Source organism: Methylobacterium platani (assembly GCF_001653715.1).
GTDB lineage: Bacteria > Pseudomonadota > Alphaproteobacteria > Rhizobiales > Beijerinckiaceae > Methylobacterium > Methylobacterium platani.
Map to the genome: position 1 here is coordinate 56,400 of NZ_LWHQ01000001.1, position 16,884 is coordinate 73,283.

General features: G+C 72.5%; 16 protein-coding genes. 10 read left to right on the forward strand and 6 right to left on the reverse strand.

Going from position 1 to position 16,884, the window contains the following annotated elements; all coding sequences use genetic code 11:
- Positions 1 to 70 precede the first annotated feature (70 nt).
- Both A5481_RS00250 and A5481_RS00255 read right to left on the reverse strand, forming a co-directional pair.
- Entirely contained in the window at positions 71 to 841 is a 771-nt protein-coding gene (locus A5481_RS00250) for a polyamine aminopropyltransferase (RefSeq protein ID WP_048433507.1), read from the reverse strand.
- A gap of 99 nt (positions 842 to 940) precedes the next feature.
- Positions 941 to 2,092: an MFS transporter gene (locus A5481_RS00255; protein ID WP_048433508.1), complete on the reverse strand. Its 1,152-nt coding sequence runs from the start codon at positions 2,090 to 2,092 to the stop codon at positions 941 to 943.
- 276 nt (positions 2,093 to 2,368) lie between these two features.
- Between A5481_RS00255 and A5481_RS00260 the strand changes: the two genes are divergently transcribed.
- The 3 genes from A5481_RS00260 (at position 2,369) to A5481_RS34500 (ending at position 4,323) form a co-directional block, all read left to right on the forward strand.
- Positions 2,369 to 3,388, forward strand: a complete 1,020-nt coding sequence (locus A5481_RS00260) for an aldo/keto reductase (RefSeq protein ID WP_048433509.1) — start codon at positions 2,369 to 2,371, stop codon at positions 3,386 to 3,388.
- A 168-nt stretch (positions 3,389 to 3,556) separates the two neighbouring features.
- A complete protein-coding gene (locus tag A5481_RS00265) occupies positions 3,557 to 3,952 on the forward strand; it encodes an SWIB/MDM2 domain-containing protein (RefSeq protein WP_048433510.1) in 396 nt (131 codons plus the stop codon).
- Positions 3,953 to 4,146: 194 nt separating this feature from the next.
- On the forward strand, positions 4,147 to 4,323 hold the full coding sequence (locus tag A5481_RS34500) for a hypothetical protein (protein ID WP_167350050.1): 177 nt from the start codon (positions 4,147 to 4,149) through the stop codon (positions 4,321 to 4,323).
- 481 nt (positions 4,324 to 4,804) lie between these two features.
- Here A5481_RS34500 and A5481_RS35805 read toward each other — a convergent pair whose 3' ends face one another.
- The 4 genes from A5481_RS35805 to pdxR form a co-directional block, all read right to left on the reverse strand.
- The gene (locus tag A5481_RS35805; RefSeq protein WP_342447330.1) at positions 4,805 to 5,101 is read right to left on the reverse strand and encodes a DUF2867 domain-containing protein; all 297 of its coding nucleotides are present in this window, start codon (positions 5,099 to 5,101) and stop codon (positions 4,805 to 4,807) included.
- Between the two features lie 6 nt (positions 5,102 to 5,107).
- Positions 5,108 to 5,371, reverse strand: coding sequence for a DUF2867 domain-containing protein (locus tag A5481_RS35810; protein WP_342447331.1), 264 nt, complete (start codon positions 5,369 to 5,371; stop codon positions 5,108 to 5,110).
- Between the two features lie 286 nt (positions 5,372 to 5,657).
- Entirely contained in the window at positions 5,658 to 8,270 is a 2,613-nt protein-coding gene (locus A5481_RS00275) for a putative bifunctional diguanylate cyclase/phosphodiesterase (protein WP_245238763.1), read from the reverse strand.
- Between the two features lie 86 nt (positions 8,271 to 8,356).
- Complete coding sequence (gene pdxR, locus A5481_RS00280) at positions 8,357 to 9,832, reverse strand: MocR-like pyridoxine biosynthesis transcription factor PdxR (RefSeq protein ID WP_048433511.1); 1,476 nt, start codon at positions 9,830 to 9,832, stop codon at positions 8,357 to 8,359.
- Positions 9,833 to 9,991: 159 nt separating this feature from the next.
- On the opposite strand from pdxR, the gene A5481_RS00285 reads away from it, so the two are divergent.
- The 7 genes from A5481_RS00285 (at position 9,992) to A5481_RS00315 (ending at position 16,722) form a co-directional block, all read left to right on the forward strand.
- Entirely contained in the window at positions 9,992 to 10,888 is an 897-nt protein-coding gene (locus A5481_RS00285) for a LysR family transcriptional regulator (protein ID WP_048433512.1), read from the forward strand.
- A 127-nt stretch (positions 10,889 to 11,015) separates the two neighbouring features.
- Positions 11,016 to 11,816, forward strand: a complete 801-nt coding sequence (locus tag A5481_RS00290) for a putative hydro-lyase (RefSeq protein ID WP_048433513.1) — start codon at positions 11,016 to 11,018, stop codon at positions 11,814 to 11,816.
- A 140-nt stretch (positions 11,817 to 11,956) separates the two neighbouring features.
- The gene (locus A5481_RS00295; RefSeq protein WP_197514115.1) at positions 11,957 to 13,207 is read left to right on the forward strand and encodes an ABC transporter substrate-binding protein; all 1,251 of its coding nucleotides are present in this window, start codon (positions 11,957 to 11,959) and stop codon (positions 13,205 to 13,207) included.
- Positions 13,208 to 13,378: 171 nt separating this feature from the next.
- Positions 13,379 to 14,257: a branched-chain amino acid ABC transporter permease gene (locus tag A5481_RS00300; RefSeq protein ID WP_064503697.1), complete on the forward strand. Its 879-nt coding sequence runs from the start codon at positions 13,379 to 13,381 to the stop codon at positions 14,255 to 14,257.
- The gene (locus A5481_RS00305) at positions 14,257 to 15,297 is read left to right on the forward strand and encodes a branched-chain amino acid ABC transporter permease (protein ID WP_064503698.1); all 1,041 of its coding nucleotides are present in this window, start codon (positions 14,257 to 14,259) and stop codon (positions 15,295 to 15,297) included. The genes A5481_RS00300 and A5481_RS00305 overlap by 1 nt, the downstream gene beginning before the upstream one ends.
- On the forward strand, positions 15,294 to 16,025 hold the full coding sequence (locus tag A5481_RS00310; protein ID WP_064503699.1) for an ABC transporter ATP-binding protein: 732 nt from the start codon (positions 15,294 to 15,296) through the stop codon (positions 16,023 to 16,025). Before A5481_RS00305 ends, A5481_RS00310 begins: the two co-directional genes overlap by 4 nt.
- Positions 16,018 to 16,722, forward strand: coding sequence for an ABC transporter ATP-binding protein (locus A5481_RS00315; protein ID WP_064503708.1), 705 nt, complete (start codon positions 16,018 to 16,020; stop codon positions 16,720 to 16,722). The genes A5481_RS00310 and A5481_RS00315 overlap by 8 nt, the downstream gene beginning before the upstream one ends.
- Positions 16,723 to 16,884: the final 162 nt, after the last annotated feature.

A 16,884-nucleotide genomic window follows, 5' to 3' on the forward strand; every position in this document is an offset into this window, starting at 1 on the left:
TAAGGCACGTCGCGGCGTACCATTACAATGATCTCGACGTACTAGTCCTCCGGGCGCCGGTCCGGCGGGCTCAGCCCGCCGCCGCGCCGGCGGACGGGGGCGTGCCGGGCAGCCAGCGCCCGCGCATGTGCCGCTCCGCCGCCTGCCCCAGCCGTTCGGCATAGCCCGGATGCGCGGGTCCGATCAGCGGCAGGCCGAAGGCCGCGATGGTGGCCCGGATGCCGTCCTCGTCGAGGCGACGTCCCGCCGCCGCGGCGTGGCGGGCGATCTCGAGCTCCTGGCCCCAGAAGTAGATCTGCGCGGCCCCCACGTTCTCCTGCATGCGGCGCACCTCCTCGACCCGGCCGTCGGAGACGAGCGGCAGCCAGATGTCTGGCATCAGCAGGTCGACCGGCCGGTCTGGCCGCCAGGCATGGGCGTCGCCCTCGACGATGCGGATCTTCGCCCGCGCCTCGGGCGCCAGCTGGGCGGCGAGGTCGAGCTCGCGATGCAGCGCGATCACCTCGGGGTCGCGCTCGACCACCGTCACCGCGGTGACCTCCGGCCTGACGGCGCTCGCCACCGCCGACCAGCCCATCCCGAGGCCGAACACGACGACGTGCCCGTGGGCCAGGCGCACGCCGATCTCCTGGCTCTCGAGCTCGACCGGCGTCGTCGACATCCAGGTGTCGCCGCCGCGGATCAGCGTCACGAGGTCCGGCACCAGCAGCGCCGGGCTCCAGTAGCCCTGGCACAGCACGTTCCGCGCGTGATGCACCCGCCAGGCACCGGCGCGCAGCGGCCGGTATTCCGGCACGAACAGGTCGAACGCGAAGGGGGCCAGGCCGGGTGGAATCGTCATGTCGTCGCCTTCGTCGGTCGCGTGCCGAGCCGGCCCGATCCCGGCCGGCCGCGCGCAGTTAGGTCCGATTCCCCGACCTGACGCAAGGCGAGGCGGCGCCTATCGGGCGTCTCCCCGGTCCGGCTCCGTCCCCAATCCCCGCACCAGCGGCAGGGCTGCCGCGCAGGCCGCGGCCATGACCCAGAACGCCCCCGGGCCGAGGCGGCCGTAGAGCGGGCCGGCCGCCAGGGTCGCCAGGGTGGTGGCGAGGCCGAGGCCGAGGGTGCCGTAGAGGGTCTGGGCCGTCGCCGCGAGGTGGGGCGGCACCCTCCGGCTCAGGATCCGCATCGCCGCGAGGTGGAGGAGCGCGAAGGTCAGCCCGTGCAGGGCCTGGATGGCGACGAGCGCCGGCAGGGCCGCGGTGAGCGCCGCCGCCGACCATCGCACGAGTCCGGCCGCGGCCGCGATGCCGAGGGCGGCGGCGGGGCCGATCCGGGCCAGCAGCGGCGGGCCGAGGACGAGGAAGACCAGCACCTCCGCCGCCACTGCCTCGGCCCAGAGCAGGCTCGCGGTGGCCGGGCTCAGCCCGGCGTCGCGCCAGCGGATGATCGCGAAGGCGTCGTGCACCGCGTGGCTGCCGATCACCAGGGCCGCCACCGCGACGAGGCGGCGGAAGACCGGGGCGCGCAGGAGCAGCCCGGCCCCGGCGGTGGCCGGCGCCCCCGTGGCGGCGCCGCCGTCGGGCAAGCCGAGCGTCGCCGCGGCGAGGCCCGCGAAGGCGACGGCGCCCGCCGCCGGCAGGGCCGACAGCCCGGCGAGGCCCGCGACCTGGCCGGCGACGAGGGTGCCCGCGATGAAGGCGGCCGAGCCGGCGCCCCGTACGGTGCCGTAGGCGAAGCGGGCGGTCTGCGCGGCGGGCAGCGCCAGGGCGTCGGCGAGCGGCGCCAGCGGCGCCGTCGCGGCGGCGTGGGCGAGGCTCGCGAGCATCAGCCCGGCGAGGCCGTGGCCGGCGAGGTACAGGAGGGCGCTCAGCCCCGACAGGGCGGCGCAGGCCGCGAGCACGCCCCGGCCGGCGGCCATCCGGTCGGCGATCCGGCCCGCGAGCGGTCCGGCGGCGAGGCGGATGCCGGTCCCGGCGGCGAGCACCAGCCCGACCTCGGTGGGCGACAGCCCGCGCTGGCTGAGGAGCGCGGGCAGGAACGGCGTGGTCAGGCCGTAGCCGGCATAGAGCGCGGCGTAGACGAGGACGAAGCGCGGCAGCGCACCGCGCATCGCGTGCGTCAGATCAGGCCGGCGCCGTGGGGATGGTCCCGCGGCGGCTCGACCGTGACGATGGCTCCGAGGCCGAGGATGAGGGCGCCGGCGGCACAGAAGGCGAGGGAGAGGGCTGCGATGATCATGGACGCGAGCTTCGCGATCGCGTGCTTAACGCGAGCTTGCCGAACGGGGTGAAGAAGCGGAAAACCCCGGCATCCACAACGCGAATGCGGACGGGTGCGGACACGCCGCCACGGCCACGCAAACGCCATCATCACGCGAGGGACGCCTGTGGAATACCGCATGCTCGGCCGGTCCGGCCTGAAGGTCTCGCAGCTCTGCCTCGGCACCATGATGTTCGGGGGGCCGACCCCCGACGAGGAGGCCGAGCGCATCGTCGCCGATGCCCGCGACCGGGGGATCACCTTCATCGACACCGCGAACGCCTATACCGGGGGGCGCTCGGAGGAGGTGGTCGGCCGGGCCGTCGCGCGCGACCGCAACGCCTGGGTGATCGCCACCAAGGTGGCGAACCCGATGGGGACGGGCCCGAACGACCGCGGCCTGTCGCGGGCCCATGTCGTGCAGGCCTGCGAGGACAGCCTGCGGCGGCTCAACACCGACCGGATCGACCTCTACTACCTCCACAAGGAGGACCACGACACGCCGCTCGCCGAGACCGTGCGGGCGATGGCCGACCTGATCCGCGCCGGCAAGGTGCGGTATTTCGGGGTCTCCAACCACCGCGCCTGGCGGGTCGCCGAGATCTGCCGCCTGTGCGACGAGCACGGCATCGACCGGCCGGCGGCGAGCCAGCCCTACTACAACGCCCTCAACCGGATGCCGGAGGTCGAGCACCTGCCGGCCTGCGCCCATTACGGCCTCGGCGTCGTGCCCTACTCGCCGCTCGCCCGCGGCGTGCTGACCGCCAAGTACCGTCCCGGCGAGGCGCCGCCCGAGGGGACCCGCGCCGGGCGCGGCGACGCCCGGATGATGCAGACCGAGTGGCGGCCCGAGAGCCTGCGCATCGCCGAGGAGCTGAAGCGCCACGCGGAAGCCAAGGGGGCCACGGTGATCGACTTCGCGGTCGCCTGGGTGCTCAACAACCGCGCCGTCACGGCGGTGATCGCCGGGCCGCGCACCTTCGCCCAGTGGCGATCCTACGCCGATGCCCTCGGCTACCGCTTCACGCCCGAGGACGAGGCCCTGGTCGATCGCCTCGTGCCGGCCGGCCATCCCTCGACGCCGGGCTACACCGACCCGGCCTATCCGCTCGAGGGGAGAACCACCTGGACGGCGGCCCTCGACTGAGCCACGCTCGCGGATGTCGGGCTCACGGCGTCATCCGGTGTGGATGACGCCGGTCGATGGCGGATTTCCTCTTGGAACGCGCCGCGCACGGCTTAGTTCTTGATGCTAAGTGCCCAGGCATGTCCACTGTTCGACCCTGGGAGACGGGTTGCAGACCGGAGGAGACCGATGGCGACCAAGACCACCAAGAAAGCCGAGACGAAAGCCGAGCCCGAGGCCGCCCCGAAGGCCGCCAAGGCCGCCGCCCCGAAGGCGGCCGCCAAGGACGACGGCAAGGACGAGGGCAAGGGCAAGAAGGTCGCGGCGCCGAAGACCGGCGACAAGCCCAACGCCCTGCAGAAGCCGCTGCAGCCCACCGCCGAACTCGGCGCCATCGTGGGCGACAAGCCGATCCCGCGCGGCGAGGTGGTGAGCAAGGTGTGGGAGTACATCCGCAAGCACTCGCTCCAGAACCCCGAGAACAAGCGCGAGATCCTCGCCGACGACAAGCTGAAGAAGGTCTTCGGCAAGGACAAGGCGACGATGTTCGAGATGAACAAGTACCTCGCCCAGCACCTGAAGTAGGGCGATCCGCGTCGGTCGGGCGACCCGCCTCCTCCCGCCCCGGATGGCCGCGCGACGCGGCCATCCGGTCCGCCCTTCGGCGGAGCGGACCGGCCCGGGGGCGATGCATCCGCGCGATCAGGCAGGCCCGGCATCTCCCGCCGCCGTCCGCGCGACCGCGGCCGACCGGACCAATCGGGCCGGGCGTTCCTTCGATGACGACACCCCACGACCCTGACGACGCCGCTCGACGACGCGCCCTCGCCGCCATCCTGTTCCTGCTCGTCCTGGTGCTCGGCGGCGTCTGGCTCGCCGGGGCTTTGCGCCGGGAAGCGGCGCGCGAGGACTGCCTGGCGAGCGGCCGCCGCGATTGCGCCGTGCTGCCGCGCTAGGGGCCGTGCCCTGTCCCGCCTGACCGGGCGAGGGGCTGCGTCCGGCATCGGGAGCGGTCCGGCAGCGTTCGTCGAGACCGAGATCCTCGATTCCTCCGCTCTCGCATTTCCCGGCTGATCGCTTCGCGATGCGGAAAACGGCCTCGCTCGTGCGCCGCGCGGGCTGATGGCATGAAATCCGGAAGATCACTTTCGGATTTCATGCCGGAAGCAGCTCGGAGAGCCTGCTTGATTGGGAAAATCGGTTACATCCCCCAATGTCATCCCGGGGCTCGCCGCAGGCGAGAACCCGGAATCCATGACCGCCGACGGCGGAGGGTAGTGCGATGTTCCGCTTCATCCTGCATCGTCAACGGTCATGGATTCCGGGTTCCGCCGCGCCTTGGAACGGATCGGTTCGAAGGCGCCGGCCAAGCCCGCAAGGTCCCCTTTTCCTTCGCCGGCGCTGAAGTGTGCCGGCGCCAGCGGACTGCAAGGTTCGTCAGGCGGCACCCCTGTCCGCCTGGAATGCCGCAGCCCTTTTCAGGACGGAGCGGACGACAAGGACGTGCCCGGGCATGATGGCTGCGAGATAGGCACGGCCGAGCCGGTTGCGGCAGCGCACGACCGTGGTAGCGACGAGGTCCGCCCGCCCGTCCAGGCTTGGGCTGAGAAGAAGCGACAGGCAAAAGTCGAGATGAATGTCGTCCTCTCCCAGGACGATCTCGCGCTCGGACCGAGAGAGGACCGGGAAGAAGTCGATCCGGTCCCGGCCGTCGGCCTTCAGCCGGGCTCTCATCTCCCCCTACGTCCGGATGCCGAAGAGGCGTACGGCCGCGTCGCGCAGTGTCAGGGCCGCCGTGATCCAGGGGGCGGGGTTCGAGAGCCCGCTCCGAGCCAGCCTTGCCAAGTCTAGCCTTGCCAGGTCCAGCCTTGCCAGGTCATGCGGTCCCGGCCCGGGCAGCGTCACCGCGAAGGAGTCGACGAGGTCCGCGCCCGGATACCACGAGGCCACCGCGCAATCGGTCGGCGGCATCGTCGTCCGGATCCGGGTCAGGCGTTTGGGCATGCTCACGGCTCCGGATTCCGGCCTCGAGGGGGCGGAGCCTACAGCCGCGGCTTGCCGCGATCACCCGCCCGGTCATCCGCCGTTCCTCGTCCGATGCGACGACGGAGACGATCGACGTGATGTCGGATGTCTCGCAGGAGGAGCGTCCGCTTGCGAGGGATAGGTCGACGCCCGCATCCCGCCCCGGCGGGCCTTCGCAGGCTCGCGCCGATCGAGCGTCGATCCCTGGCGCCGGCCCGGGTCGTCGCGGGCGCGCATCCGCCGGGGCGGAGCGCCGTCCCTCGCCTCACGCCGTGCGCCGCTCGCCGTCCCGGATCAGGGCCTCGAACGCCGCCGCCTCCATCGGCCGGCCGAACAGGTAGCCTTGCGCCTCCTCGCAGCCCTTCGCCCGCAGGCGCCGGGCCGCGGCTTCCGTCTCGACTCCCTCCGCGGTCACCGCGAGGCCGAAGCTGCGGCCGAGGCTGAGCACCGACTGCACGATCGCCCGGTCCTGGGGCGAGGCGTCCATGCCCTGGACGAACGAGCGGTCGATCTTCAGCCGCGTGAGCGGAAAGCGCTTGAGCAGGCTCAACGAGGCGTAGCCGGTGCCGAAATCGTCGAAGGCGAGACCGATGCCGAGGTCGCGCAGGGCCCGCAGCGGGGCGATCAGGGCCTCGTCGTGCTGCAGGATGATGGTCTCGGTGATCTCGAGCTCGAGGGCGGAGCCGGGCAGGCCGGAATCGGCCAGAGCCGCCCGGACCTCGTCGACGAGGCTCGCCGAGTGGAACTGCGCCCCGAACAGGTTGACGCTGACGCGCAGGTCGGGCGCGCCGGCGGGGTGGCGGGCGCTGCGCCACGCCGCGGCCTGGGCGCAGGCGGTGCGCAGCACCCAGCGGCCCACCGGCGCGGCGAGGCGGCTCGCTTCCAGGGGCGCCAGGAACTCGCCCGGGGCGAGGAGGCCGAGGCGCGGGTGGCGCCAGCGGATCAGCGCCTCGGCCCCGAGGATCCGGCGATCCCGCAGGTCGACCTGCGGCTGGTAGACCAGCGCGAACTCGCCGGCCGCCAGCGCCCGGGGCAGTTCCTGCTGGCGCGCGGTCCAGGACAGGGTGGCGTCGCGCAGGGCCGGCGTGAACAGCCGGTGGCAGTGCCGGCCGGCGCGCTTGGCCTCGTAGAGGGCCATGTCGGCGCAGGCGAGCAGCGCGTCGGTGAGGGGGCCGTGGCGCGGGCTCAGCGCGATGCCGATGCTGGCGCCCAGATGGATGGTCTGGCCCTCGACCGCGAACGGCTCGGAGAGGCTGTGCAGGATCGTCTCGGCGGCGGCCTCCGCCGCCGGCCCGTCGCGCCCGGGCAGCAGGATCGCGAACTCGTCGCCGCCCATCCGGGCGACGAGGCCGTCCCCGCCGATGCAGGCGCCGAGGCGCTCGCCGGCCTGGCGGATCAGGATGTCGCCCGCCTCGTGGCCGAGGGCGTCGTTGACCTTCTTGAAGCCGTCGAGGTCGATCATCAGGGCGGCGGCCGGGCCCTCGGGCGCGGCGGCGGCCTGCGCCATCGCCAGGGCGAGGCCCCGGCGGTTGCTCATCCCGGTCAGGCCGTCGGTCTCGGCCTGCCGGCGCAGGGTCTCCATCAGGCGCGCGCGCTCGCGCAGGCGCTCCTCCAGCACCGCGAGCGCCTCGAACAGCCGCCGGATCCCGGTGATGCGGATGATCGCCGCCGGACGGGCGGGACCGCCCGGCGGCGGGCTGTCGCGCAGGGCGTCGCCCCGGGACAGGGCGACGACGATCTCCCGCGCGACGAGGAGCGGGCGCAGCACCGTGGCGCTCAGCGAGTGCAGCAGGGCGACCAGCAGCGCCAGGACGACGGCGCCGCCGACGGCCACCGCGACGAGCCGCCGGCGCATCGCGTCGCGCTCGGCCGAGAAGCCCTCGATCAGGCCGGCGAGGTAGCGGTCGCGCAGGGCCTCGACCGGCTTCAGGGCCGGCACGTAGCGGTGGGTGAGCTCGTCGGCGGTGAGCGAGTAGCGGCCGGTCCCGCGCCCCTCCGCGATCGTCGCCTCGATCAGCGCCAGCCCCCGCCCGGCGAAGGTGGTCTCGACCGCGGCGAACAGCGCCTCGTAGGGCTGCCCGGGCCCGAAGGCCGCCTGGCCGCGCAGCAGCCGCAGCATCTCCAGGATGCGGCCCCGCATCTGCCGGGCATCCGAGAGCTGGGCGGCGTTCAGCGGATGGTGCACGGCGACCGCCGGGATGATGGCCGAGCCGATCCGGCCGCCGTACTCGCGCAGGTCGCTCACCACGTGGGCGATCAGGGCCGGCCCGGCCAGCGACGGATCGGCCAGGCCGATCTCGCGGATCTCCCAGGCGACCGCGTCTTGGAACGTATCCACGGCGGCGATCATCCGGGCAATCGCGCCGGTCATGTCGTCGAGGCTCCGCTCCGCCGCCGGCAGCCCGGCCACCCGGTCGACGTCCTGGCGCGCCTCGGCCAGCCGGGCCGCCGTCGCCGCGAGGAAGCGGTAGGGCAGGGTGGGGAGCGCGGCATCCGCCGTCGGCGCCTCGAGCCCGCCGAGGGCCGCGAGCGCGCCGTCGCTCGCCGCCCGGAACGCGGCGAGCCGGGCGAGGGCGGCCGGATCGCTGCCGGGCGGGATCGACATCGCGACGTTCGCCGGGCCGCGCTCCGCCGACAGCCGGTTGGCGGCGGCGAAGACCTGCCCGAGCCGGCTGACCCGGGCGAGGTTGTCCCGGCTGTCGCGGTAGGCGGTGACCGAGGGCGCGACGACGAGGGCCGTCAGGGCGAGCAGGCTCGCCGCGAGCGCGATCGCGGTGATCCACAGCCGGTGCCCGAGGCCGAGGTTGCGGCCCCGGCGCCGCAGCCGCCGCCAGGACCGGCCGACCCTCGTGAACCGCGCCGCAGATGGTTGATGCACGATGAATCCTCGGCACTCTCGACGGCGACGCTCAGGAAGTTCCGGCCGACATCTTGCCGCTCTAGAGCGGATTCATTGCCGATTGCTTAGGTCGGCCCGGCGACGGGTGAGTCGAGGGTTAGCTCCGCACCCCGGACGACGGCGGCGAGGCGGCGGATGCCGGCGCGGATCGCCTCGGGGCCGTTGCCGGCAAAGCCCAGGACCAGCCCGGCCCGGTCCGGCCGCGCCGCCGCGCGGAGGTAGAGCGGGCCGACCGGGTGGACGCCGATGCCCGCCGCCCGGGCCGCCGCCACCAGGGCGGCCTCGCCACCGGCCGGCACGGAGAGGAACCACGCGACGAGGTGCAGGCCCGCCGCCGCGCCCTCGACGCGGACCCGGTCGCCGAAGCTCTCCGCGAGGGCGGCGAGCAGGGCGGCGCGCCGGGCCGCGTTGCGGCGCCGGACCTGGCGCAGGTGGCGCTCGTAGCCGCCCGAGGCGAGGAAGCGGGCCAAGGCCGCCTGTTCGAGACCCGGCGCCTGCCGGTCAGCGAGGCGCTTGGCCTCGGCGAAGGCCGCGCCCAGGGCCTGCGGCACCACGAGGTAGCCGAGGCGCAGCTGCGGCGAGAGGGTCTTGGAGACCGTGCCGACATAGATCACGCGGCCCGCGCGATCGAGGCCGAGCAGCGCCTCGACGGGCTTCGCGTCGAAGCGGTACTCGCCGTCGTAATCGTCCTCGACGATCGTCGCGCCGCACCCCTCCGCCCAGGCGAGCAGGGCCTGCCGGCGGGAGGCGGGCAGGACCCCGCCGAGGGGAAACTGGTGCGAGGGCGTGACGTAGGCGAGCCGCGCCGGGTCGAGCGCCGCGAGCGCATCGGTGCGCAGGCCGTCGCCATCGACCGGGACCGGCAGGATCGTCGCGCCGGCGGCGGAAAAGACGCCCCGCGCCGCCCGGTAGCCCGGCTCCTCCATCACCACCCGGTCGCCGGGATCGACGAGGAGCCGGGCGCAGAGGTCGATGCCCTGCTGCGAGCCGTTGACGACGACGATCTGGTCGAGGCCGCAGCGCAGGCCCCGGGCGCGCCAGAGATAGGCCTGCAGGGCCGCGCGCAGCTCCGGCAGCCCGCGCGGGTCGTCGTAGCCGATCCGGGCCGGCCGGCGCAGCAGCGCGGCGTCGAGCGCCCGCCGCCAGGCCAGGGCCGGGAAGTCGTCGCCCGAGAGCTCGCCGGTGCGGAAATCGATCGCCGGGCCCGGCGCCGCATCGTGTGCCGGCATCGCGAGGATCCGCTGCCCGAAGGCCGACAGGCGCGGCGGCTGCGGCGGCGCGGCCGCGACCGGCGGCGGGGCCGGCAGGACGCCGGGGGCGACCCGCGTCCGGCTGCCCGGCCGCGTCTCGAGGTAGCCCTCGGCGACGAGCTGGTCGTAGGCCGCCGTCACGGTGGTGCGCGACACCCCGAGCTCGACGGCGAGCGCCCGGGTCGAGGGCAGGGGGCTGCCCGGCGGATAGGTGCCGTCGGCGATCTGCGCCTTCAGGTCGGCGCCGATCCGCGCGCTGACGGACAGGAGGCGGGGCGAGGGAGCGTCCAGACTGGCCCACCCTTTTCGGTTCGAACCGGGTGGTCAGCATGGGCCGGTTTCGCGCGGAGGACCAGGGGCCCGCGATGCGCCGCCGCCGCCCTCGCGCCGCGATTTGCACCCGGTACGAACCTTGCTCCACTATGCCGGGCGCGCGATCCGGGACGGGGCATGGCGGAACTGAGAAGCCTGGAGATCTTCTACTGGACCGCCTCGCTGTGCAGCTTCCGCAAGGCGGCGGAGCGGATGAACACCTCGCAGCCGGCGGTGTCGCAGCGCATCGCGGCGCTGGAGGAGGAGTTCGGGGTGCGGCTGTTCGAGCGGCGCGCCCGCTCGGTCGTGCTCACCGCCAAGGGGCGCGACCTGCTCGCCTACGCCGAGCGCTTCCTGCGCCTGCGCACCGAGATGGAGCAGGCGGTGGCGGGGCCCGGCGCGGTGCGCGGCGTGCTGCGGCTCGGCGTCTCGGAGACCATCGTCCATACCTGGCTGATGCGCTTCATCGCGCGCATGAACGAGGCCTATCCGGGGGTCACCGTCGACATCGCGGTCGACATCTCGCCCAACATGCGCGACGCGCTCCTGAACCGCGACCTCGACCTCGCCTTCCTGGTCGGGCCGATCACCATGCCGAACCTCGTCAACCTGCCGCTCTGCAGCGTGTCGCTCGCCTGGATCGCCGCGCCGCATCTCGACCTCGGCCCCGGCGAGGTCAGCCTGGCGGGCCTGCTGCGCCATCCCCTCATCACCTACCCGAAGAACACCAACCCCTACGTGTCGTTGCGCGAGATGCTGGCGCAGTCGAACCTGCCGCCGCCGCGCCTGCACAGCAACGCCTCGCTCTCCACCATCGTCCGGATGGCGCGGGAGGGCATCGGCATCGGGGTGATCCCGCCGGACGTCGTGCGCCAGGACCTCGCGGCGGGCTCGCTGCGGGTGATCGCCCCGGCGCCCGCGCTCCCCGACATCAGCTTCACCGCCACCTATGCCAGCGCGCCCGATTGCGGGCTCGCCGCGACGGCGGCGCGGCTGGCCTGCGAGGTCGCGGCCTCGCCCGAGTGGCGGCAGTGACCCGCTCCCACCGGCGCGCCGGGTGGGCTTGCGATAAGGGAAACTTATCGAAACCGATGCGAAATCACGATTGGCCCTTACCTGCCTGCGATGTGATCATGGCGCATCCTTGAGCAGAGGAACGGTGATGACCCTTCCCTTCGACCGGGCACGGATGAGCGGCGAGGCCGCCCGGCTCGCCTGCCGCAGCGGCGCGATCACCGGCTGCACCGCCGGCATCGCCGACGGCTACGTCCAGGGCAACCTCGCGGTGCTGCCCGCCGACCTCGCCGACGAGTTCCTGCTGTTTGCCCAGCGCAACCCGAAATCCTGCCCGATCATCGGCGTCTCGGCGCGGGGCGAGCGCAGCATTCCCGAACTCGGCCTCGACCTCGACATCGCCACCGACATTCCCGGCTACCGGGTCTGGCGCGACGGCGAGGTGGTGGCGGAGTGCGACTCGGTCGCGGAGCACTGGCGCGACGACCTCGTGGCCTTCGTCATCGGCTGCTCGTACTCGTTCGAGGCGGCGCTCGCCGAGGACGGCCTGCCCTTGCGCCACGTCGAGATGGGGGTGCGGGTGCCGATGTACCGCACCGGCATCCCCACCGCGCCGGCCGGCCGCTTCTCCGGCCCGATGGTGGTGTCGATGCGCCCGCTCACCCCCGCGCAGGCGATCCGGGCGGTGCAGATCACCTCGCGCTTTCCCTCCGTCCACGGCGCCCCGGTCCATCTCGGCCGGCCGGACCTGATCGGCATTCGCGACATCGGCACGCCCGATTACGGCGATCCGGTCGCGATCGGCGACGACGAGATCCCGGTCTTCTGGGCCTGCGGCGTGACCCCGCAATCGGTGATCGCCGCGGTCCGGCCGGCCTTCGCCATCACCCATGCGCCGGGCTGCATGCTGATCACCGATCGCCGCAACAGCGAATTTGCGGTTCTCTGAAAGATGTCCCCGATCCTTTCGTCTTAATCTCTTGTTCGAGCATCATTCCCGCCGTCGGGCTGGTGACAGCGTCGACACCGGCTTTTCAAAGCCGGCGGAATGAGGCTTAGAGGAACTCCCCGCCGCCTGGAGGCCAGCGCATGATCCGTCGTCGAGAACTCTTGGTGGGGGCCGGCGCCCTCTCGCTCGTCGCCTCACGGGGCACCCCCGCCCGCGCCGCGGCGCCGGAGATCGTGGTCGGCGTGCTCTACGCCATGTCGGGCCCGAGCGCACAGGTCGGCGTGGACGCCCGCCACGCCATCGAGACGGCGGTCGACCTCGTCAACAACGACCACGACCTCGACCTGCCGGGCGCCAAGGGCTCGGGGCTCGCCGGCATGAGCGGCGCCAAGATCCGCCTCGTCTTCGCCGACCACCAGGCCGACCCGCAGAAAGGGCGCGCCGAGGCCGAGCGGCTCATCACCCAGGACAAGGTCGCGGCGCTCGTCGGCTGCTACCAGTCGGCGGTGTCGGCGACCGTCAGCGCCACCGCCGAGCGCTACGGCGTGCCCTTCGTCTGCGCCGATTCCTCGTCGCCGAGCCTGCACCGCAAGGGCCTGAAGTACTTCTTCCGCCCGGCCGCCCACGACGAGATGTTCTCGACCGCGATGTTCGACTTCCTGGACTCGCTGCGCAAGCAGGGCCAGAAGATCGACTCGGTCGCCCTGTTCTTCGAGGACACGATCTACGGCGTCGATTCCTCGACCGTGCAGCGCAAGCTCGCCGCCGAGCGCGGCTACAAGCTCGTCGCGGACGTGAAGTACAAGAGCAACTCGCCCTCGCTCACCGCCGAGGTGCAGCAGCTCAAGAGCGCCAACGCCGACGTGCTGCTGCCGACGAGCTACACCACCGACGCGATCCTGCTGACGAAGACGATGGCCGAGCTCGGCTACAAGCCGAAGAGCATCATCGCCCAGGCCGCCGGCTTCTCCGAGAAGGTCACCTACGACGCCGTCGGCGACAAGCTCCAGGGCGTGATCTCCCGCGGCAGCTTCTCCCTCGACCTCGCCGCCAAGCGCCCGATGGTCGCCACCGTCAACGGGATGTACAAGGCCCGGTCCGGCCGCGACCTCAACGACAATTCCTCGCGCCAGTTCATGGCGATGATCGTGCTCGCCGACGCCCTCGACCGGGCCGGCGCGACCGACGGCCAGAAGATCCGCGCGGCGCTCGCCGCCACCGACATCCCGGGCACCCGCACGGTGATGCCCTGGACCAAGGTGGCCTTCGGCCCCGACGGCCAGAACGTCCATGCCGATCCGGTGCTGCTGCAATGGATCGGCGACAGGTTCGTCACGATCTTCCCCGAATCGGCCGCGGCCGCGACGGCGAAGTGGCCGATGAATGCGTAATCGTTCCCCTCCCCCTTGTGGGGAGGGGCTAGGGGTGGGGGTGGTGCCGGATAGGCCGTTGAGCTTTACGCGGCACCACCCCCACCCCCTCACCCCTCCCCACAAGGGGGAGGGGAGGCGCCTTGGTGACAGCGCCCGCATCTCTCGAGCCCCACCGGAGCCCTTGACCCCATGACGACGCAAGCCCTGGTGCAGGTGCTGGCGAGCGGCCTCCTGATGGGCTTGATCTATGCCCTGATCGCGGTCGGACTCTCGCTGATCTTCGGCCTGATGGACGTGGTGAACTTCGCCCACGGCGAGTTCCTGATGCTCGCCATGTACGCGACCTTCGGGCTGGTGCTGGTGACCCATCTCGACCCGGTGGTGCTGATGCCGCTGGTCGCCGGCCTGCTCTTCGTGCTCGGAGCCGCCGCCTATATGGGCGTGGTGCGCTTCGCGATGCGGGCCAAGGCCAACCAGGGCATGGTGCAGATCTTCGCGACCTTCGGGCTCGCGATCCTGCTCCAGGGCGCCGCCCAGTACCTGTTCACGCCGGATTACCGCAACGTCCAGAACACCTGGCTCGGCGGGCGCACCCTCGATCTCGGCGGCGTCTTCCTGCCCTGGCCGCAGATCTTCGGCGCCGTGGTCTCGCTCGCCGCCTTCGGCGGCCTGCACCTCCTGATGAGCCGCACCGATTTCGGCCGGGCGCTCGAGGCGACGCGGGAGGACCAGGGCGCGGTGGCGCTCGTCGGCATCGACCGCAACCGGGTCTTCGCCCTCGGCTGGGGCCTGGGCGCCGCGCTCGTCGGGCTGGCCGGCGCGGTGCTGGCGATCTTCTACTACATCCACCCCCAGGTCGGCGCGAGCTTCGCGCTCATCGCCTACGTCACGGTGGCGCTCGGCGGCTTCGGCAGCGTGGCGGGTGCGCTCGTCGCCGGCATCATCGTCGGCCTCGTCGAGGCCCTCACGGCGGTGATCCTGCCGCCAGCGCTCAAGTCCATCGGCGTCTACGCCCTCTACCTCGCGGTGGTGTTCGTGCGGCCGCAAGGCCTGTTCGGGAGGCTCTGATGACCACGCTGACCACCGCCCTCGCGCCGGGCTCCGGCCTCGCGCGGGCCGAGGCGAGCTACGCAGGCCGGCGCCGGCGCAAGCTGATCGTCGCCGCCCTGGTCTTCGCCGCGCTCGCAGCCCTGCCCTACGGCATCCGCGACGTCTACCTCCAGAACGTCCTGATCCTGACCCTGATGTACGCCGCGCTCTCGCAGAGCTGGAACATCCTGGGCGGCTATTGCGGGCAGGTCTCGCTCGGCCACGCGCTCTATTTCGGCCTCGGCGCCTACGCCACCACGGTGCTGTTCGTCAATTACGGCGTGCTGCCGTGGTTCGGCATGCTGGCGGGCGGCGTGCTCTCGGCCGCCGTGGCGCTCCTCCTCGGCTATCCGTGCTTCCGGCTCGCCGGCCACTACTTCTCGATCGCCACCATCGTCATCGCGGAGATCGGCCTGCTGCTCGTCCACAACTGGGACTTCGTCGGCGGCGCGATGGGCATCCAGTGGCCGTTCAACCCGGATTCCTGGTGGACGCTCCAGTTCGCCCGCGACAAGATCCCCTACGTCCACTTCGCCGTCGGCCTGCTGGCCGTGGTCTGGTTCGTGACCTGGCTGATCGAGGGCTCGCGCTGGGGCTACTGGTGGCGCGCGGTCAAGGACGACGCCCAGGCCGCCGAGAGCCTCGGCGTCGAGGTGTTCCGCTCCAAGATGGCGGCGGCGGCGGTCTCGGCCTTCTTCACCGCGATCGGTGGCGGCTTCTACGCCGCTTACGTCTCCTATATCGATCCCGAGAGCGTGATGAGCTTCCGCTTCTCGCTGCTCTTCGCCCTGCCGGCGGTGCTCGGCGGCATCGGCACCCTGTGGGGGCCGCTCGTGGGTGCGGCGATCCTGATCCCGCTCACCGAGATCAGCCGCTCCTATCTCGGCGGCAGCGGCAACGGCCTCGACCTGATGCTCTACGGCCTGCTCGTGATGGTGGTGGCGCTCGCCCGGCCCGAGGGCGTGCTCAGCCTGTTCCGCCGCACCCGCAAGGCCCGCAACGAGGAGGCGACACCGTGAGTGAATCCCTGCTGCGCATCGATCACGTCACGCTCCGCTTCGGCGGCCTCGTCGCCAACGCCGATGTCAGCCTCGACGTGCCGGAGGGCCAGATCCTCGGGCTGCTCGGGCCGAACGGCGCCGGCAAGTCGACCCTGTTCAACCTGATCTCCGGCACCTACCGGCCGAGCGAGGGCAGGATCTACTTCCGCGGCGAGGACATCACCGATCTCCCGGCGCCCGAGCGCTGCCGGCGCGGCATCGCCCGCACCTTCCAGGTGCCGCGCTCGTTCGATTCGATGAACGTGGTCGAGAACGTCATCGTCGGGGGCTTCGCCCGCCACGCCGGCGCCGCCGTGGCCCGGCGCGTGGCGCTCGAGACCCTGGATTTCGCGGGCTTGAGTCACCGGGCCGAGGCCGTGGCGGGGGAACTGACCCCGCCGGAGAAGCGCCGCCTCGAGGTCGCCCGGGCGCTCGCCACCGAGCCGAAGCTCCTCCTCCTCGACGAGGTGCTGACGGGGCTCACTCCGAGCGAGGCCAAGGCCGGCGTCGAGCTGATCCGCAAGGTGGCGGCGAGCGGCGTCACCGTCATCATGGTCGAGCACGTGATGGAGGTGGTGATGCCGCTCGTCGACCGCGCCGTGGTGCTGCATCTCGGCCGCGTGCTGGCCGAGGGCCACCCGACGGAGGTGGTGCGCCACGAGGGCGTCATCACCGCCTATCTGGGGGAGCGCCACCGTGCTGCTTGAGGTCCGCGCGCTCTCCACCGCCTATCAGGGCCTGCTCGCCATCCAGGGCGTCTCGATCGAGGTCGCGACCGGCGAGATCGTCGTCGTGGCCGGCGCCAACGGCGCCGGCAAGTCGACCCTGCTGAAATCCATCGCCGGGATGGAGCGCCCCCGCTCCGGCGAGGTCGTCTTCGACGGCGCCCGCATCGACGGGCTGCCCGGCCACGCCATCACGGCGAAGGGCATCGCCTACGTGCCGGAGAACAAGCGGCTGTTCCCGCGCCTGTCGGTCTCCGACAACCTGCGGCTCGGCAGCTACCTCCACCGCAAGGAAGCCGACCGCGAGGCACCTTTGGAGCGGGTCTTCTCCCTGTTCCCCCGCCTGAAGGAGCGCCTGCCGCAGCGCGCCGGCACGCTGTCGGGCGGCGAGCAGCAGATGCTCGCCATCGGCCGCGCCCTGATGACCCGGCCGCGCCTGCTGATGCTCGACGAGCCCTCGCAGGGCATCATGCCCAAGCTCGTCGACGAGATTTTTTCCGCGGTCGAGGCGATCCGCGCCTCGGGCACGACGATCCTGCTGGTCGAGCAACGCCTGGCGGAATCCTTGAGCATCGCCGACCGCGCCTACGTGCTCCAGACCGGCCGCCTGATGCTCTCGGGCCCGGCGGCGACCCTGCGGGACGATCCGGAGGTGCGGCGGGCCTATCTGGGGATTTGATCGACGCATCGAGAGCGGGCGCCTCCTGATCCTTGCGGCGGCCGACTCGACGGTCCCTGAACAATGAGGCGCGGATCTCCACTCTCCCCGCCCGCGGGGAGAGGGAAAGGGGCCGCAGCGCCAAGACTCCCGCCCACCCGCCCGATGCTCTACAGAGGTCCC